The 18,508-nt window shown below is 40.6% G+C and carries 9 protein-coding genes; 4 read left to right on the top strand and 5 right to left on the bottom strand.

Features of this window, described 5'->3' with window-relative positions; genetic code table 11:
- Positions 1–4: 4 nt before the first annotated feature.
- Positions 5–1,705, bottom strand: coding sequence for a SulP family inorganic anion transporter (locus tag AABJ44_RS11265; RefSeq protein WP_338369163.1), 1,701 nt, complete (start codon positions 1,703–1,705; stop codon positions 5–7).
- 89 nt (positions 1,706–1,794) lie between these two features.
- On the opposite strand from AABJ44_RS11265, the gene malQ reads away from it, so the two are divergent.
- Positions 1,795–3,300, top strand: a complete 1,506-nt coding sequence (gene malQ / locus AABJ44_RS11260; protein ID WP_338369162.1) for a 4-alpha-glucanotransferase — start codon at positions 1,795–1,797, stop codon at positions 3,298–3,300.
- Here malQ and AABJ44_RS11255 read toward each other — a convergent pair.
- From AABJ44_RS11255 to AABJ44_RS11245, 3 genes are read right to left on the bottom strand one after another with little or no spacing between them, the layout of a single operon-like run.
- Positions 3,297–5,315, bottom strand: a complete 2,019-nt coding sequence (locus AABJ44_RS11255; protein ID WP_338369161.1) for an ATP-dependent DNA helicase — start codon at positions 5,313–5,315, stop codon at positions 3,297–3,299. The two genes, malQ and AABJ44_RS11255, sit on opposite strands and share 4 nt — an antisense overlap.
- The gene (locus AABJ44_RS11250) at positions 5,302–8,925 is read right to left on the bottom strand and encodes a UvrD-helicase domain-containing protein (RefSeq protein ID WP_338369160.1); all 3,624 of its coding nucleotides are present in this window, start codon (positions 8,923–8,925) and stop codon (positions 5,302–5,304) included. The genes AABJ44_RS11255 and AABJ44_RS11250 overlap by 14 nt, the downstream gene beginning before the upstream one ends.
- A 1-nt stretch (position 8,926) precedes the next feature.
- Positions 8,927–12,226: an exodeoxyribonuclease V subunit gamma gene (locus AABJ44_RS11245; RefSeq protein WP_338369159.1), complete on the bottom strand. Its 3,300-nt coding sequence runs from the start codon at positions 12,224–12,226 to the stop codon at positions 8,927–8,929.
- A gap of 90 nt (positions 12,227–12,316) precedes the next feature.
- Between AABJ44_RS11245 and AABJ44_RS11240 the strand changes: the two genes are divergently transcribed.
- Entirely contained in the window at positions 12,317–13,462 is a 1,146-nt protein-coding gene (locus AABJ44_RS11240) for an ATP-dependent metallopeptidase FtsH/Yme1/Tma family protein (protein ID WP_338369158.1), read from the top strand.
- On the opposite strand, the gene AABJ44_RS11235 is transcribed toward AABJ44_RS11240, so the two are convergent.
- Entirely contained in the window at positions 13,459–15,507 is a 2,049-nt protein-coding gene (locus AABJ44_RS11235; protein WP_338369157.1) for an ABC-F family ATP-binding cassette domain-containing protein, read from the bottom strand. The genes AABJ44_RS11240 and AABJ44_RS11235 overlap by 4 nt on opposite strands.
- A 169-nt stretch (positions 15,508–15,676) precedes the next feature.
- Between AABJ44_RS11235 and AABJ44_RS11230 the strand changes: the two genes are divergently transcribed.
- A complete protein-coding gene (locus AABJ44_RS11230; RefSeq protein ID WP_338369156.1) occupies positions 15,677–17,143 on the top strand; it encodes a M16 family metallopeptidase in 1,467 nt (488 codons plus the stop codon).
- Entirely contained in the window at positions 17,144–18,508 is a 1,365-nt protein-coding gene (locus AABJ44_RS11225) for a M16 family metallopeptidase (RefSeq protein WP_338369155.1), read from the top strand.

The following is an 18,508-nucleotide window of genomic DNA, read 5'->3' as shown; positions in this document are numbered from 1 at the left end:
TTAATTATTTTCGGCAGCGATCAAGTGCGGCTGTGATATTATCGAAGATATTTTCACGGCCGAGTGTGTCTGCCATTCCTGTTTTTTCAAGCAGTAAGTAAGGCTGTGTGTGAATACCGCTGATTACGATTGTAATTCCCTTGCGGTCACATGCGGCCTTACACTGTTCAAGAGCCTTAATTCCACCGGCATCAAGATAAATTGTGTTTCTCATGCGGAGTACGAGATACTTACAGTCTGTGCGTGCGCGTTCTGTTGCAAGCTCGAACTTGCGTACTGTACCGAAGAAGAGTGGTCCTTCAATTTCGTAAACAAAAGTCTGAGGTGGAATGTCGAGGTTTTCTTCCGGCTGATCAACCTTGATACCGCCGGTAAGTGTTTCTCTCTGATTCTGAACTTCAGAAAGATCAATCATCTTCTTGATGAAGAAGAAGGCAGCAAAGCCAAGTCCAACTTCAATAGCAACTGTAAGGTCTACAAATACTGTAATAAGGAATGTTACAACAAAAACACAGATATCTGATTTCTGACCTTTAAGAAGTGCGCGGATTGCAGGGAAGCCTGCCATATTCCATGCAACATTGATAAGTACTGCTGCGAGGGCTGCCATTGGAATGTAAGCGGCATATTTTCCTGCAAACAGAAGAATAATCAAAAGTGTGATTGCGTGGATGATTCCGGCAATCGGAGTTTTTCCACCGTTCTTGATATTTGTAGCTGTACGGGCAATAGCACCTGTAGCTGGGATTCCACCGAAGAGAGGGCTCGCGATATTTGCGATACCCTGTGCAATAAGCTCTGTGTTTGAATCATGCTTAGAACCAATCATACCGTCTGCAACTACAGCAGAAAGAAGAGACTCAATTGCGGCAAGAACTGCGATAGAAATTGCTGTAGGGAAGAGTGTTGTGATTGTCTTGATGCTGAGGGCTGGAAGCTGTGGCTTTGGAAGTGTATTTGGAATTACAAAGTGCTGTGAGCCGTCTGCAAACTTTCCGATTGTGTCTGTGTGAAGTCCTGCAGTTTTTTCAAGGATGATACTTACAACTGTTGCAAGAATGATTACAACAAAACTTCCAGGAATCTTCTTGATAAACTTAGACCAGATGAAGATAAAGGCGAGACAAACTGCTGCCATGATTGTTGAGTAAACGTTGATTGATGCAGCTGAGCGGATGTATACGATGATTTTTGGAAGGAAATCACCTGGCATCTTTGAATACTCTTCTCCAAGAATCATCATTGGAGTTGAGAAGTCCGGGCGGAGTCCGAAGAAGTCTCCGAGCTGGCCTGCTGCAATTGTAACTGCAATACCTGCTGTAAAGCCTGTAACGATTGTGTAAGGAATAAACTTTACAAGACCACCCATCTTAAAAGCGCCGAGAAGAATCAGAATGATTCCGGCCATAACGGTTGCTGTGGCAAGTCCTGATAGCCCGTACTGAGCAACTACTCCGTAAACGATTACTGCAAAGGCACCTGTAGGACCGCCAATCTGAACGCGGCTTCCGCCAAATGCAGAAATACAAAAACCTGCGATAATTGCGGTAAAAAGTCCCGCAGCAGGATTCACTCCCGATGCAATGGCAAATGCGATTGCAAGTGGAAGGGCAACGATGCCGACGATAACACCGGCGATGAGATCGCTCACAAAAGTCTTTGAATTATAAGTCTTGAGCGAATTAAGTAACTCTGGTTTAAACATAGTGAAATGATTATACCGAGTTTACAAAAGAGTGTCATTCTATCTATGTCATTGCTTGCGAATTTGGAAAAGTGATGTATACTTGAAATATGGCTAAATCAAACGTAACACAGTTTAAAAAACGTGGAAGCGGTGTGCTGATGCATATTTCTTCGCTTCCTGGACCTTTTGGAATCGGTACCCTTGGTAAAAATGCATATAAGTTTATAGATTTCCTTGCGAAAGCAGGGCAGAGCTACTGGCAGATTCTGCCGGTTTGTCCTACCGGTTATGGTAACTCTCCTTATCAGAGCTTTTCTACCTTTGCAGGAAATCCTTATTTTATAGATTTTGATTTACTTAAAAAGGACGGACTTCTCTCAAAAAAAGACTACGATGGAATTGACTGGGGTGCTGATCCGACCTGTGCAGACTTCGGTCTTCTTTATGTAAAGCGTAACGAGCTGTTTGCAAAACTTCAGGATAATTTTGAAAAGAAAACTCCAGAGGATTACAAGGCTTTCTGCCGTAAGAATAAATTCTGGCTTGAGGATTTTGCCCTGTTTATGGCTGTAAAGGATGCTCACAATGGTGCTTCTTTTATGGACTGGGAAAAGGATATCCGCCTTCGTGAAGAAAAAGCTGTGGCTGACTGGAAAAAGAAGTGCGCCCGCCGCATGGAATATTACAAGATGCTTCAGTATCTCTTCTTTAAGCAGTGGAAAGATCTTCGTGCTTATGCGGCTTCTAAGGATATAAAGATTATTGGTGATATTCCGATTTATGTTTCTGCCGACAGTGCTGATGTTTGGACTCATCCGGAAAACTTTTTGCTTAGCAAGAAGGGAGTCCCTCTTGAGGTTGCAGGTTGTCCTCCTGATGCGTTTACCGATAAGGGACAACTCTGGGGTAATCCGGTTTATAACTGGAAACAGCTTAAGGAAGACGGCTACGGCTGGTGGAAGCAGAGACTTAAGGCCAGTCTTGAGATTTATGATATTTTGCGTATTGATCACTTCCGCGGTTTTGAATCTTTCTATTGTATAAAGTATGGTGCGGAAGATGCTAAGAATGGTAAGTGGCGTAAAGGACCTGGAGTTGATTTATTCAAGGAAGTAGAGAAGGCTCTTGGAAAGGTTCCGATTATTGCGGAGGATTTGGGATATCTAACTCCTAAGGTTCATAAAATGCTTAAGGACTGCGGCTTCCCTGGAATGAAGGTGATTCAGTTTGCCTTTGGTGGAGATGATACAAATACTTATCTTCCTCACAATATTCCTGAGAACAGCATTGTATATACCGGCTCACACGATAACGATCCGATCAACGGCTGGGTTGAGTCGGCTAGCCCGGCTGAACTCGACCACGCAATGAAATACTTCAAGCTTACCGATAAAGCCCAGATGTGTGAAACAATGATGAAAGCAGCTCTTGAGTGTAAGGCCTTCGTGTGCATTCTTACTATGCAGGATCTTATTGGTCTGGGCCACGAAGCACGAATGAACTTCCCGTCATCGGTTGGTGAAAACTGGAAGTGGCGTGCAACTGAAGAGCAGATTACTGCGGATGAGGCTAAATGGCTGAAGCAGGCAAGCAAGGCTGCCGGACGTAACTAGAGATGAATCTGTGTGTCGCGCTCGATGACTGTCTGTCGGGCGTGCTCCAGAGTATCGTAATCAGCAAAAATATATGTAGCTCCCTCTGTTCTGGTGATTGCAGTATAAGCAATCTGCCGGTTCAAAAGAGGGTGTCCTATCAGCGATGGCAGCAGTACAAGAATGGCCTTGTAACCAGAGCCCTGCGATTTATGAATTGTAATTGCGTACGCTGTTTCAATTGATTCTTTTGGAAGCAGATGAAGAGGGTAGAAGATGTAACTGCCCTTCTGAAAAATACCATGTTGTACTAACGAACGGTCGTTAGTGGCTTGCTGTCCCGCTGTGTCTGAACTGTTTTTTATTTCCTTTTTCACCATCAGATATTTTAGCCCGTTGTTTTCTACAACAATTCCAGAGTCTCCGTTATAAAGACAGAATATTGCTTGGTTCTTTGTCAGCATCAGAAGCTGGCCGGTAAAGTAATCGTCGTCTGCCGGCAGATTGTATTTTTTTATAATACTCTCACAAATCTGATTGTTGATTGTTTCAACGCCCTGAAGACCTCTGCGTTCTGCACAGAGAATGCGGGCTTTGCTTGCAGACTGCCAGAGGGAATTGAGTTTTGAAGGAGTGAAATCTACAGAAGCATCGTGGGCCTGCTGAACGAGGTTTTCATAAAAAGCCTGGCTCCATGAGGTTATTATTTCTTCAAGTTGTTTTGTACGCTCTGTAAAATTTTTCTCTGGTACAAAGGTTGTAACCGGGAAATCTCCCTGAGGTATGCTCGTGAAGCTGTGGCTGTTTTTCCACTCGTTCCAGTTTGTAAGAAATGCCAGTTTTTTGTCGAGACTGGAATCTTCCTGCATTGCGTTTTTAAGCCGTCCGACATCTGAATTGTCATTAAAGCGGCTGGACTGCTTAAGCTCTGCAACACTACTGGTCTTTTTTGCTAAGAGTTCGCCAAGAACTGCACCTGCCTGAACGGAAGGCAGCTGGTCTTTATCTCCAAGAATGAAAACCCGTGCACCTTCTGGAATTGCTTCGAGAAGAGAACTGAAGAGAGTAATATCAATCATACTTGCTTCATCAATTACAAAAATCGATTTCTTTTCAAACTGATTTTCTGCGTTATAGCGGAAGCCGTTGGTTGAAGGATTAAAACTGAGAAGACGATGAATTGTTGAAGACTGGGCACTGTTAAGTTTTTCAAAAACTGTACGAGCTGTGGTGCGCTGCGGGCCTTCGGGAATTGCATTAAGATTCAATCGTGCAAGTGTCTCAGAAATACTTTCCTTCATGCGGTCTGCGGCTTTTCCGCTTGGGGCTGCAAGGAACAGAGAATAATTCATGATATCCTTTGTAAGAAAAAACTCCCACAAAAGATAGCAGACTACAGTTGTCTTACCGGTTCCAGGTCCGCCGGTGATAATGAGGTTTTCATCAAGGCCGCGGAGAATTGCGTTTATCTGTTCGTCTTTAAGGATCATTGGAGGCTGAGTTTCGCTGCATGTAAGATTCTTAAAGTATTCCCGAATATTCTGCTTTTCTTCTTCAAGAGGAGAAATTGTGTTGTGAGGCATTATCAGGCTGATTCTTCTTTCTATATTGATTTTTGCCTTATAATACTTTGCGGCAAAAAGCCATCCGGAATCGATTATAAAAGGTTTTGAAGAGTCAGAATATGAAATAAGATTCGGAAGTTTTTCTGTGGAAATCTGTGGTAAGCTTTTTGCGATAAGGTCTGCAAAATATTTAATATCATCAGTCTTTTGTGAAAGTCTGCCTTCCTGCAAAAGAAGTCCTTCCCATTTTTTCTGCCATTTATCTGTAAGTTTACCTGCTGCTAATGGAATACAGATGTTGCCGTCATCGAGGAGAGAAAAATAAATGCAGATTACGGCGAGCGCTTCAAAGCTGACATCGGGTTCCAGCTGAATTAGAACATCAAGAACTTTTTCCCAGACGGGAGTGATGCAGTTCATGTCGGAGAGTTTTTTGATAAAATCTTTGAGTTGTTGTTTATCTGCTTTCATGTTCTGCTCCCATTATTTTCTTAAATGCGTTTTCCAGTTCCTGCCAGCTGTTCCAGGTTCGTGCATAGATTCCGCTGCAGGTGTCTGCATGACAGCCTCGGACGTAAGCGTAATAAATTCCGCCGAAATGATTTTCGAATATCTGTGCTTCGGTCTCATCCCTGTAGAAAGAAGCAAGCCATTTGATGAGGCTATAAGAATATAAAACACGCTGGATAGAATAGCGGTCGTCGGTGTGTGTCTTGAGAAGTGTACCGTCGGAATATTCGCCGGCTTCGAAGGTGTCGCTCTTCCAGTCGAGGATGGAGTAGAGGTCTCTGCCACCGATATTGCGTTTGAATACGAGGTCGATAAAGCCATTGCAGTAATTTTTTAGTGCACCGGTGATATCGCCGTCTGTGGTGACGTCGGACCCCGCGATTATGTCGGCGTTCATGTTGAACTCGGCTTCGCTGATCCGGTCTTCGGCTGCGAGTTCGCTGAGTTTAAAATAGCGGCAGGTCTGTGTGAAGCCGGTAATCTCCGGAAGTTTTGCGTTGAGGGTATTCCACAGGAGGGCGGCTGTATATGTGAGCCACTGATCTGGATCGTTCTCGGGGATACTCAAGGTCTGCTTCTCGAAGCAGGCCGTTATGAGACGGCGCAGTCCCTCATCATCCTGTGATGCAGAAAAATCAGTTTTTTCGAAAACTTCATGAAGAGCAATACCAAGTTTTGTTCCTTTAGGGTAATTGTAAGGAGCTGCTGCGGCTGGCGGGTAAGCTGAATCTGAGTCAGGGATTACAATGTAGGAAACCGGATTTGCTGCCAGATCAAAGCGTGCAAGTGAAACCTTCTGTTCTTCTGTGCCTTCCTTATCCGCTCGTCCACCATTTTCTGTCATGTCTTCAGCGGCTGACTTTTTATGAGAAAGAGAAGAGTAGGAATGTTTGTGAATAGAGAGAGTCGGAATTTTTGACGAGAGTTCTTTAGTAACTGCCAACTGTTCTTCTTCTGAGATATCCTGTTCTAATATCAGCCCGGCGTTTGTTTCATCTTTTGATTTTTTGAATTCCTGAAGTATTGCCAGAACATCTTCTTTCAGTTCATCAAATTTTTTATCATTTTTTGAAATGCTTCTCGTAAGAGTTTTTTCTTCTTCATCTTTTTTATCAGAAAGAGCTGTTATGTTATCATTTAAGAAATTATAAATACCGTCTTTTGCGTCCTTGTCTCCTTCTGATTGCCAGATATCATAAACAGGAAGCATAAGAATGGAAGAAGCACGTGTGTATGCAACATAGAAAAGTCGTTCTCTTTCAAAATCTTCTTCTGTCTGGTATTTCGTTTTTCCGTAATCACAGAAACTCAATTTTGCATTTCTGTTTTCATCATGATAAAGCCATGCACATGGTCCCTGTTTATTTCTTCCTCTTAAACCAGCAGGAACGATAACAACCGGGAATTCAAGACCCTTTGACGCATGGATTGTCATAAGCTGAACACAGTCAAAATCAGTTCCTTTTTCTACAATGTCACCATCATCAATAGAAGAATCCGATGAGGTCGAAAGTCGAAGAAGATGTTTGCTAAGGTCTTCGAGAGAGCTATCGGTTTTATACAGATAATCAACAGCGTATTTTCCAATCTGGCGGATTTTTGTAAGCGACAGCATCTGACCTAAATCGGAAAGTCTGTTTTCTATATTTGTAACTTCAAAAATATTTTCAAGAAGCTTTGCCCATTTTCTCTGACGTGCAAGTTCCTGCCATTGAATTATGATCTGTCTTTGTGGGCAGGAAGGATTATCAAATTCTTCGTTTTCAACAGATTCAAGTGGAATACAGAAAAAATCTGTAAAAAGAGCTTCACTTAAAATTGCTCTTTTTTGTCCTGTAAAATCTTTTGCGGTTATTGCATTAAACAGAGAAATCCATTGAGTACATTCTTTTCCTGCAAAAAGATTTGCATCCTTATAACGCAGAGACGGGATACCGGCTTTTTTTAATGCCCTCTCAATTTCTGTATATTCAGATGAAGAACGTACTAAAATTGCAAAATCATGAAAACTTACATTGCGAAGTTCAGAACAGTTACCAGTCTCGTCTTCCTTATCTTTGTCGAAAACCTGGAGTTTTGTTTTTCCGTTTTCAAAAGTACAGCAGTCTATAATCTGCTGAACGGCAATTGTGGCAAACTCTTCTTCTGTCGTTCTATGTTCAGTGCGGCCTGCTATCCATACCGGCTCTATGATTTTTCCGCAGTATTTTGCAGGGGCTTTTTTATGAGAAGGTTTTGAATCAGAAAAGGTTATTCCGGAATCCAGACTGAAAAAAGGAGTGCTGTTATTTTTAGTCTGAAATAAATCATTACATCTTTCTACCATTGAATCAGTTGAACGGTAGTTTGTGGCAAGATAATATTCTCCGCCGCCATTTGCAGCGATTGCCTTAATGGCATTTTCATAAACGTTTACATCTGCTCCCTGGAAGGAGTAAATAGATTGCTTTGGATCACCTACCACAATAATTACGTGATCTGAATCTTCCATAAAAACGGTTTTGAAAATGTCCCACTGCTTCTGGTTTGTATCCTGAAACTCATCGATGATTGCGTATTTATATTTTTTCTGAAGCTGTTTTTTAAGTGCTGACTCCGGCTGACAGACAGCTTCGCGTACACTTCTGAGCATATCATCGTAGCTCTGCATTTTATTGTTTTCTTTTTCCTTCTGCCAGGCTGTGTAAAGATTTTTGAGTTGAGAAATATAAAATTTCTTAAGTGGAAGCGTAGACCTTTTCTCAAGAAGCTTTTTATATGACTCTTTTAGATTCTTAAAATACAGAAAGACTTCGGCGATTTCTTCTCCAATCCATCTCTCCTGTATGCTTCTTCCATCAAAACCAAAAGTGTGATTTTCACTGATATTTGATAAAATCGAGTTCTTAAAATCTTCAGCTTTTTTTGCATAAAGCTTTTCATTAAGTTCTGTCCAGGCTTCTTCAAAGCCCTGGATAATAAAAAGATCTTCTATTCTTTGTGGAGCTGTAACCTGTTCAAAAGTGGTAAAAGAGAGTGGTGTATCTTCAAAGAAAATAAAATTGTCTTCATCAAGCTTTACAATGCTTTCAACTTCATCATGCTGATAATCAAGATAATATTTTGAGAGCGCCTGTTTGAAATCTCTTTTAAGATTGTTTATGAATGTAGATTGTTTTTCTGCATCTACAAAAAGCTGCTTGAAATCTGAATTGTTTTTCAGTACGTCTCGAATCCAGCGGTCAATAAAATCATCAATTGCGTCATCATCAACAAGAGAAAGAGATGCACACTGATTTGCAGTAAATGAAAATTCACTGAGAGTTTTCTGACAGAACGAATGAATTGTAAAAATTGCAGCATTGTCTACATCTTCATCAGGACATTTTGCTCTGATTCGGTCGCGTAATTCTCCGGCTGCTTTTTCGGTATAGGTTACGACAAGTATTTCTTCAAGCCTGACTTTTTTATCAATGAGCTTTTTTACGATTCCGGTAATGTTATAAGTTTTTCCGGTTCCTGCAGAGGCCTGAATATACATGGATTCTGTAATGTCAGAATAATTATCTAAATTAAATTCTTTAAGTGCCATTCTATTTTCCCCTGCCTGTAATATGCGAAGCACTCTGTGCTATGTATTGAATCAGTTCTGCCTGATGAGCCTTTGCTGTCTGCCACTCTTCTGCAAATTTTTCATGAGAGTAGCCGATGTCTTTGTCTAAATCAAAAAGTTTTCGTTTTGAAAAATACTGCCATTCTCCGTTGTTATAAGAATCAATAAGTTTATTCTTAAAGTTCTGGAACGAAAGCTGTTCATCATCATTTTTCTTAAAATCATTCTGAACAAGTTTTGCAGGTGCACTTTTATTAAACCGTGAAATGAACATTGCATTATAGATTTTGTTCAGAATAGCTCGCGCAAACTCTGGAGTGGTTTTGTATTTCTGATGCTTAATCTTTGCCTGACCTTCCGAGAGAACGGCAGCATTCAAGGTTATGCTGTATTCACTGGTGTCGCTTTCTGGTTGTGAAGCGAGCAGGAGAAGTGAAGTTATATAACCGGTAAGAACGTTTTCTGAATTTGAAAGCTCAAGAGTATTGATAATTTTTGTCTGATTAAAATCTTTGTTGTACCAGGCAAGTTCTCCGGAAATAAACCAGTCTTTTGGTGTGATGCCTGGAAGCTGCTTAATCAGAAGCATTGTATTTTCATTAAAGACAAGATTGCTGGTGAATGAGCACGCCTGTATTGCTTCAAGAATTGTTTTGCTGTTTTTCAGAACTATCTCGGCTGCTTTTTCTCCAAAGAAATCATCAGGAAGTGCATTATGAATATTCAGTTCAAAGGAAATGCTTTCTGCTGTAATTGTGTTTTCATTTTTGAGACTGGATTGAATATATGACTTTCTGATATCAGAACTGACTTTTGCATTCAGTGCCAGAGGTTCAAATTCAAGCTGCTCTTTTTCTTCATCATCATAATTGTTGTTCAGTTTCTGATTAACCATAAAGATAAACGGTTCCTGAAGAAAGGCTTTCATCTGGCCTATTGTTATACGGTCTGGAAGTGCAGATGCAGTGTCTGATGCAAGAGCAGAGTCTTGTGGAATTGCGTTGTGCTGCGATTGTTCTCCGGTTTGCGTTATTTCGTTATCGCTTTCCTGAAGTTTGATGAAATTTTTCTTGTTACGGAATTCACGCTGAGTATACAACTCGCTCCAGAAACGGTCTTCATCAATATTTATCTGAGTTTCGTAAATCTGCTTTTTTAATTTTTTGTTTAACGGATAAATTGTTTCGAATAAATCCTTAAGAACAGAAGACATAAAAAAGTCTTCATCTTTCTGAAGATTTTTATTTACGTAGCTGATAAAAAATCCTTCGCGTGCAGTCATGAGCTGGCAGAGGAAGGCGTTTTTGTTTTTCAACGGAATTGATTCGTCTCCTGGCTGACGTTCGTCGTTCAGTTTTCTGAGATCAAGTTCGTTATCACTGTCTACGCCGGGGAAGCTTTTTGAATCAAGTCCCATAAAGAAAATATACTTTGCTGAGAGGACGCGGTTTGATTCAAAGTTTGCGAAGGTAACGCCTTTTGTTAAAATATTTGCACTGTGAAGTGTAACTGCTGCAGAACGGTCAAATAAAGCGTTTGCAAAACAGTCTGAAAAAACTTCAGGTTCAGCGGTAAGCCGCTGTCGTTCAATTTCTTCTACAACATTCTGGAAAACAAGGCTTTCATTGTAAAGTCCATCCGGAATATTGTCGCTGAGAAGCAGCCAGTTTTTGAGAAGTATTTCAAGCTGAGTGATGTCGTCAATGTTTAGTTTTTCTTTATCAGAATATGAAGCCCATTCTTCAAGTTCATCCACTACCTGAATAAACTTGTAAAGAGAATTGCTGTCTGCTGTGCTCATTGATTCATAAGGTAAAAACTGACAGTCGTTAGTTTCTGTGAGGTCTGTTGTGAGACGGGCAAGTAGTAAACGGTTTTTAGCCTTCTGCCATTCTTCATGATTTTCACGGTCGCGGTAAATATTCAGATTTGTGGCCCAGTCTGCCCAGTTAGAAACTTCTTCATCGGAAATATTTCGTACAGTCTGCACAAGATAATTATGCAAAAGTTCAAAAACATCAGAGCGGCACAGATAGCCTTTTTTGAGAATTCCAAAAAGAATGTGAAGTGCCTCTGCAGTCAGTGACCGTTCGCCTGAAAAGTCTGCAATTGTATATGGAATGTAAGGAAAGTTTGAATCTGCAGCGTACTGGTCAGTCTGATCAAATACCTGTTCGATTGCAGTTTTATATTCCTGAATTTGAGGCGCAACAACGAGAATATCTCCAAGTTGTGTGCCGTCATTCTGTGTCAGCAGTTTACAGATTTTTGAATGAACTGCTTCAATTTCACGAAGACGGGTAGGGGCTCCGGTGAGGGTAAGAGAATTATCTTCTTCGGAATATTGCTCTGTTGTCAGCGTAGAGTTTTCTGCGATGGACTTTTGAATACGGTGGAGGATAGTGTCGGTTTTAGAATGTGAGACGCTGATGTCCAGGTTGTGAGGCGGAGTGTCCTTTGTCCAAAGTTGAAGGTGCTCCCGGCCAAAAACTGCCCATTTTTCCAGCAGCTGATTTTCTTGATTTTTATCATCAGAAGTCTGGATAAAAACTTCCAGAGTATGCTCTTTTGAAAAGTCATTCAGAATGCTGCGGTAAATCTGACCAAGTCCGGAGAAACCGAAAATAAAAACAGGACGTTCGTCCGGCCAGCTAAAAGCAAGTGAACCGTTATTTGTTTTTTTATTCTGTTCAGCAAGCTGATAAAGTGTTAAATATCGGGTATCTTTGATTTTAATTCCATCAGTTCCAATTACTTCATCATAAAGCTTTTTCTGCCAGTGAGATTTTTCAAGTACTTCATTCAATGTATCTGGTCGGACATCTTCATAATCCATAAAAAGGCTGGCGATTGTTTCAGAAAAATCATAAAGATGATTTGCGTTGATTGCAGAAGAACCGCCGGTGATATAAGTTTCAACTTCTGGAGCGTTAAGAGTCTGAAAATAATATTTTCCTGCGGCATTTTTTTCTGTGAGCTTTTTAATAATGACATCACGCAGAAGTTCTACAGAAAGCTTTTCAACGCTATGGGCTTCAGTGCTTTGAGGAGTTACCAGATCAAAAAGAAACTGCTGGATTCGGAGGGTTTTGAGATTCATCAGAATGGAATTGCCGGTGCCCTTGTTTTTGAGCCAGTGAAGCTTGAACCACTGCTCTGTCTTCGGGTCAGTAAAAACGACTGCCGGAGAACTGAAAGGAGTTTTCCAGTTTTCCATGATTTGTTCAGTTAATTTATCTGCAAGAAGATCAAGATCCCATGAAGTATAAACGTTTTTCATCAAAAGCCCCTCGTATATAGTATAACATGTTTTAAGCTTTTCGGTGGCAATTTACTTTATTTTTTTACTGCGAATTTATATATTTTATATATGAAGAAAATAAATGTTAGATTTTTTGTGATTTTGATTGCGGCAGTTTTGTGCTGTGCCGGTTATTTTGCATGGAATTATTTTGATAATAAAGAAGAGAATGTTTCGTATGTTGATTTCTGGCAGTGTGTTGAAGCTGGAGATGTTTCTTCTGTAAAATTTGAAGGAAATACAATTCATTTTTCAGTTAAGACCAACTCGGAAAAGTTTAAGACACAGAATCCTAATTCGCCTGTTTTACAGGAAGAACTGATGAAGCGTGCAATTGAGGTGACTGTTGCTAAAGATGGTACAGAAATTCTTTCTTTGATTTTTGATTTGATTTTCTACCTCTTTTTCTTTGGTGTGATTTTTATTGCCTTCAGAAAATTTATAAGTCCGAATACCTTTAAGGTTGTTCATAAAACAGGCGTAAAGTTTGATGACGTTGTCGGTATGGATAAACTTAAGCGCGATATGGTGCAGGTAATGGAGATTATGAAAAAGCCTGCTGAGTATGCAAAGAAGGGAATTCGTATGCCAAAGGGAATTCTTCTTGAAGGCGAACCTGGAAACGGAAAAACTCTTTTTGCAAAGGCTCTTGCTGGTGAGGCCCGAATAAATTTCATTCCTGCCAAAGCAACTGATTTTGAAAGTATGTTCATGGCAATTGGTCCGCTTAAGGTAAAGCTGCTTTTTAAGAAGGCCCGCCGTCGCGCTCCTTGTATTGTTTTTATTGATGAGTTTGATGGTATCGGTACAATCAGAAATTACAACGGTTCAGCACTTGAAACTGAAAATACACGAATCGTTACAGCGCTTCTTAATGAACTCGACGGTTTTGAAGCTTCGAATGGTGTACTTGTAATTGCTGCAACAAACAGCATTAAAGCGCTGGACCCGGCTCTTATTCGCCCGGGCCGTTTTGATGCAAAACTCACTGTTCCTTATCCTGATGAGGCAGCCCGCCGTAAGCTGGTAGAAATGTATACACGCGGGAAGGCGCCGGCAGCAGAGTGTACTGCGGATGTGCTTGCCCGTCTGTTCAACGGATATTCCTGTGCGAAAATTGAAAGCGTACTGAACGGCGCCGCTTTACGTGCCGGACAGGAAGGACGCGCAGAGTTCACTCTTGCAGATGTAAAAGCGGCGTGTTCGGAGTGTTAAGCCCGCTCTGCCAGTTCTTCCCAGCGCGGATACTTTTCTTCGAGCAGCGCTTCGATTTCTTTATAGCGTTCTCCGGCAACGCGGACTTTTTCAAAATCGCTTGAGGCCATTTTTTCTTCAAGCGATTTTTGTTCTGCTTCGAGCGCCGGGATTTCTTCGTTCAACTGTTCGAATTCTTTTTGTTCCTTGAAAGAAAGTTTTTTCTTTTGAGAAGAGGGGGAAGTCTCCCCCTGGCTCGCACTTCGTTGCTCGCCACCCTCTCCAGCGGGGGACACCCCCGCAACGCCCCCGGCAGTTGAGTTGGCTGAAGTTCGTGACGAATCTTCTTTTTCTTCTTTTCGTTTTTCTTCGCGGTAATCAATATACTCCGAACATTTTCCAACAAAGCCGCTGATATTTCCGTCTTCTTCCATGATGAAAAGACTGTCTACGGTTTTGTCCATAAAATAGCGGTCGTGGCTGACGAGCAGCAGACATCCCTGATAACCTTCGAGGAACTGCTCGAGAATATTCATTGTAAAAATATCAAAGTCGTTTGTAGGTTCGTCGAGGACGAGGAAGTTTGGGTTTTCAAGAAGAAGTCTTACAAGATAAAGTCTCTTGCGCTCACCACCGCTGAGTGTGCTTACCGGGCTGTGCTGAATCTTTCCTTCAAATCCGAATTCTTCAAGGAACTTTGTAGCGCTCACTTCTTTTTTGCCGTCGTTGAGTGTCATATGTTCGGCGGTTTCTTTTATGTATTCAAGTACGGTGAGATTTGTATTTTTGAAAACCGGGTTCTGTGTGTAGTAGCCGAACTTTGTGTTTTCTCCGACAACTACAGTTCCACTGTCCGGAGCAATCTGACCGGTTATAATATTAAGGAAGGTTGATTTACCAGAACCGTTGTCGCCGAAAATTCCTATTTTCTGTCCCTTTGTAAAGATATAGGAGAAGTTCTTTATAACCGGAACATACTCGGGGGCGTTACGGGGGTGTCCCCCGTTAGAAGGGGTAGCGGAAGACGCGGCTGGAGCGAGGGGAAGGCTTTCCCCTTCATTTGTTCCTACATAACCTTTTGGATAATTCTTTGAAATGCCGTGAAGTTCGAGTACTTTGCCACCGAGCCTTTTTCCTTTAACCTCAAAGGTAAAACCCTTATCGGCCTGAAACTTTTCGCGGTTTATGAGCTGCTCGTCGCGCTGGATGCGGGCTTTAATTTTTGTACCGCGGGCACACGGACCACGCAGAAGCCACTCGCGTTCAAAGCGGAGAACGGACTCTATGCGGCGTTCGGTGTTTGCTTCTATCTCAGCTTCGGTTTCTTTTTTCTCGAGGTACTGGCTGTAGTTACCAACGTAGAGCTTGAGTTTGTTGCGTGCGAGCTCGTAGATATTTGTACAAACAGCGTCTAAGAACCAGCGGTCGTGGGTAACCATGAGAATGGAGCGTTTTGTATCGTGCAGGTAATTCTGGAGCCAGAAAATTGTTGTGATGTCGAGGTGGTTTGTAGGCTCGTCGAGGAGCAGAAGTTTTGTATCTTCTACGAGTACCTGAGCGAGTGCAACTTTTTTACACATTCCGCCGGAAAGTGTTCCCATGCGGCGGGTCATATCTGTAATTCCGAGTGTGCTTAAAATTGAACTGATCTGAGCTTCGTAATTCCAGAGGTCGCCGCTGTCCATTTTGTGCATAATCTGCTCGTAACGGGTCTGAAGGCCTGCGGACTGTTCTTTAGTCCCCATCTCCTCGCAGATTTCCTCATACTCACGGATTACCGCAAGCTTTGGAGAATTGTTCTTAAAAATATGTTCACGGATTGTATCGTCCGGATTAAAAGATGGAGTCTGTGGCAGGTAAGAAACTCCGGCCTCTTTATTTATAACTACAGTTCCTTCATCTGGTACAAGAACGCCGGCTATTGTAGCGAGCAGGGTAGACTTTCCAGTTCCGTTCCGGCCAATCAGGGCTGCTTTTTCACCTTCCTGAATACCAAAGGTTACTCCTGTAAAAAGCGGTTTTTCACGCCCGATTTTTGCCAGATTATTTATGGAAAGAATGTTCAAGGTTTACTCCGTGTAATTATCGATTTTTTGCCATTATACAGATTATTCAAAAAATATGTAACTAAAGTGACTTCAAACTGTCATTATAGTATATTGATATGTTAATTGTACTACTGTATTATACAAATAATACAGTAGTGTAAAAATTTGTTTGTAAGGAAGTGAATTTATGAAAACACGATTTAAAAAAAAGTCAGCCTTAGTTGTGCTGATCATCTTCTCAATTCTTCAGCTCTTTGCAGAAGAAACATCAATTGAGCATTTGTATTATTACAAGCTCGAGAACGGTTTGTCGGTTTTTGTTGCAGAAAATCACTCTGCACCGCTTGTTAATATTGAAATTGCAGTTCGCGCTGGTTCTATTGCTCAGACAAAAGAAAATGCGGGCCTCTTTCATTTGTACGAACACATGATGTTTAAGGGTAACTCAAAATATGCTAACAGCCAGGCTATGCAGACAGCCCTTAATAACATGGGAGTATCAGACTGGAACGGTATAACTTCGGTTGACCGTGTTAATTATTTTATTACAGTTCCTGTAGATCAGTTTGAGAATGGCCTTGAATTCTGGAGTTATGCAATCCGTGAACCTCTTATGGATCCGAAAGAATTTGAAGATGAAAAGAAAGTTGTTATTTCTGAAATACAGGGATATTATAGTCAGCCATCTGAGCAGATTTTTTATTTTTCTGTAAAAAGTCTTTTCCCGGAAGCTCCATGGACTTTTGACCCATGTGGTCCTGTAGAAAATATTCAGAATGCAACAGTTGAACAGCTTCGCGAAATTCAGAATAAATACTACATTCCAAATAATGCAGCAGTTTTTGTTGGTGGTGATGTAAATCCTGATGAAGCTTATGAACTTGTAAAGAAGGTGTATGGAAATTGGAATAGAGGACCTGATCCATGGGCAGAGGCTGGTGAACCTTATGCTGCAAATCCTTTGGATGCTCCTTTATATTGTGTAATTCCTCATAATGAAATTTCTCCTCAGCTTGCACAGATTCAAATTGCCATTCATGGAACTGATTCTGATTTTGATATAAAGGATGTCGCTGTAGGTGAGACTCTTTCTCAGATAATGCGTGATCCTAATGGTGCTTATACAAAAACTATTATGAAGAATAAAAAACTTCAGATTCCGGACAGCTCATATATCTGGGGTGGATATCAGGTATATCGCCATCATGGTATTATGACTTTTAATGCTATGGCTAATAATCCTGAAAAAAATATGCCTCAGCGTGCAAAAGATTATTATGAGACTGTAACTAAAAAAGCTTTTCCTGCAATTGAAAAAGACAAATCTCTTGAAACTAAGGAAAAACGAGAGCTTCTGCTTCAGACTCTAAAAGATAATCAGGCATGGGAAACAGAAACTGCAGATTCTCTTATTTCAACACTTTCTTATTACTGGGCTTATGCTACAAGTGATTATTATCTGAATCGCTCAGAAAATTTTAAAACAATTGAAAAGAAAGATATTGATGAGTATCTGAAGAAATATGTTTACAGCAGAAATCCTGTTGTATTTGTTCTGGTAAATCCTGCAGTTTATGAAAAGACAAAAGCCGAGTTTGATGAGGCTGGTTTTGTTCAGATAACAGCTGAAAATGCATTCTGGTGGAGTAAGTAAATGAAAAAAATAAAGATCTTATTTACAGCTTTATGCTGTGTTTTATTTGCAGGAAATGCATTTGCAACTCCTTCTTCAAAAGATATAAAAGAATATTCTTTGAAGAATGGAATTCCTGTGTATTATATAGAAAATAATGAAAACTCAATAGATGATGTTTCTATTGTTGTAAAGGGCGGTCGTACCTGGCTTAAGCCTGAACTGTCTGGTCTTGAAAAAGCGCTGTTTTTAATGATGTCACGAGGTTCAGGTAAATATAATTATTATAAGAGAATGCAGATTTTTTATGAAAAGACTTCTGGAATCTTCTGCACAGATATGAATAATGCAAGTGTTATTTCATTGCAGTGTGCTAATTATTATCTCAAAGAGCTGCTTCCTGTTCTGACTGATGGTTTTATGAATCCTGTTTATCCAAAGCAGGTTTATGACATGATGATGAAAGAGTTCTCACAGGAAATTCAGTCAACATACAATGATCCATGGTCATTATTGAAAAGAACTGTTTCTGACAATATTTATAAAGGACATCCGTATGAAACTTCAACAGGTCCAACTCCAGATTCATTGAAGAATATCACAATTTCTGAAATGAAAAAACTACATAAAACAGTTTTGGATTCTCGCCGTATTTGTGTAATAGCAATTACTAAAATGAATCCGGAAGAACTTGTAGAGCAGCTTAATTCCAGCCTTGGTACAATAAAAGCATTAAATACTCCGCTTCCGGAAGTTGAAGTAAAAGATGTTGTTATTTCAGGAAATCCTGTAATTTTGACAAATCAGGCTGCAGCTGGTACTGGTTATGCAGCATGTGCTTTCCAGACTCCTTCGAATACAAGCGAAGATTATTTTGCAGCGGATCTTGCGGCAAGTATTTACAGTAAAACAATGTTCAATATTGTCCGCTCAAAATATGGAACCTGCTATTCTACAGGATCTTATATAAATGGCTCTGCAGCAGGTTATGGTTTGGAATTCTTTTATATGATTTCTAACCTGAATGATTTCCAGAAATGTGCAGAAGAGGCTCGTACTATCATGGCTTCTGGAAAATATGTTTCAAAAATAAATGATGATGGATCATATGAGTTTGCTCCTATTTCAGAAGTTCTGCCTGGTACAAAGAATACTCTCGTCAATTCTATTTATAGTTCTGCAACAAATACTGGTGGAAGAGCCGCTATGGTTTGTTCTGCACTTATAGATTATAATGATATGGATGCGTATACTTCTATGGTAGATAAAATCCATGCAGTAACAGAAGATGATGTTCTTCGTGTTTTTAATAAGTACTGGATTGAGCAGCCAGCCCGCTGGTTTGCTGTAGTTGGCCCGGAATCAGAAGGAATAGAATTAAAATAG

Source organism: Treponema bryantii, assembly GCF_036492245.1.
Classification (GTDB): domain Bacteria; phylum Spirochaetota; class Spirochaetia; order Treponematales; family Treponemataceae; genus Treponema_D; species Treponema_D bryantii_C.
Note: the sequence above shows the minus strand (reverse complement) of the source record. Positions and strands in the feature narration are given on the sequence as shown.

Bases quoted from the DNA above. Each gene is read 5' to 3' on its own strand.
- AABJ44_RS11265 (WP_338369163.1), bottom strand. From the start codon at position 1,705: ATGTTTAAACCAGAGTTACTTAATTCGCTCAAGACTTATAATTCAAAG.
- malQ (WP_338369162.1), top strand. From the start codon at position 1,795: ATGGCTAAATCAAACGTAACACAGTTTAAAAAACGTGGAAGCGGTGTG.
- AABJ44_RS11255 (WP_338369161.1), bottom strand. From the start codon at position 5,315: ATGAAAGCAGATAAACAACAACTCAAAGATTTTATCAAAAAACTCTCC.
- AABJ44_RS11250 (WP_338369160.1), bottom strand. From the start codon at position 8,925: ATGGCACTTAAAGAATTTAATTTAGATAATTATTCTGACATTACAGAA.
- AABJ44_RS11245 (WP_338369159.1), bottom strand. From the start codon at position 12,226: ATGAAAAACGTTTATACTTCATGGGATCTTGATCTTCTTGCAGATAAA.
- AABJ44_RS11240 (WP_338369158.1), top strand. From the start codon at position 12,317: ATGAAGAAAATAAATGTTAGATTTTTTGTGATTTTGATTGCGGCAGTT.
- AABJ44_RS11230 (WP_338369156.1), top strand. From the start codon at position 15,677: ATGAAAACACGATTTAAAAAAAAGTCAGCCTTAGTTGTGCTGATCATC.
- AABJ44_RS11225 (WP_338369155.1), top strand. From the start codon at position 17,144: ATGAAAAAAATAAAGATCTTATTTACAGCTTTATGCTGTGTTTTATTT.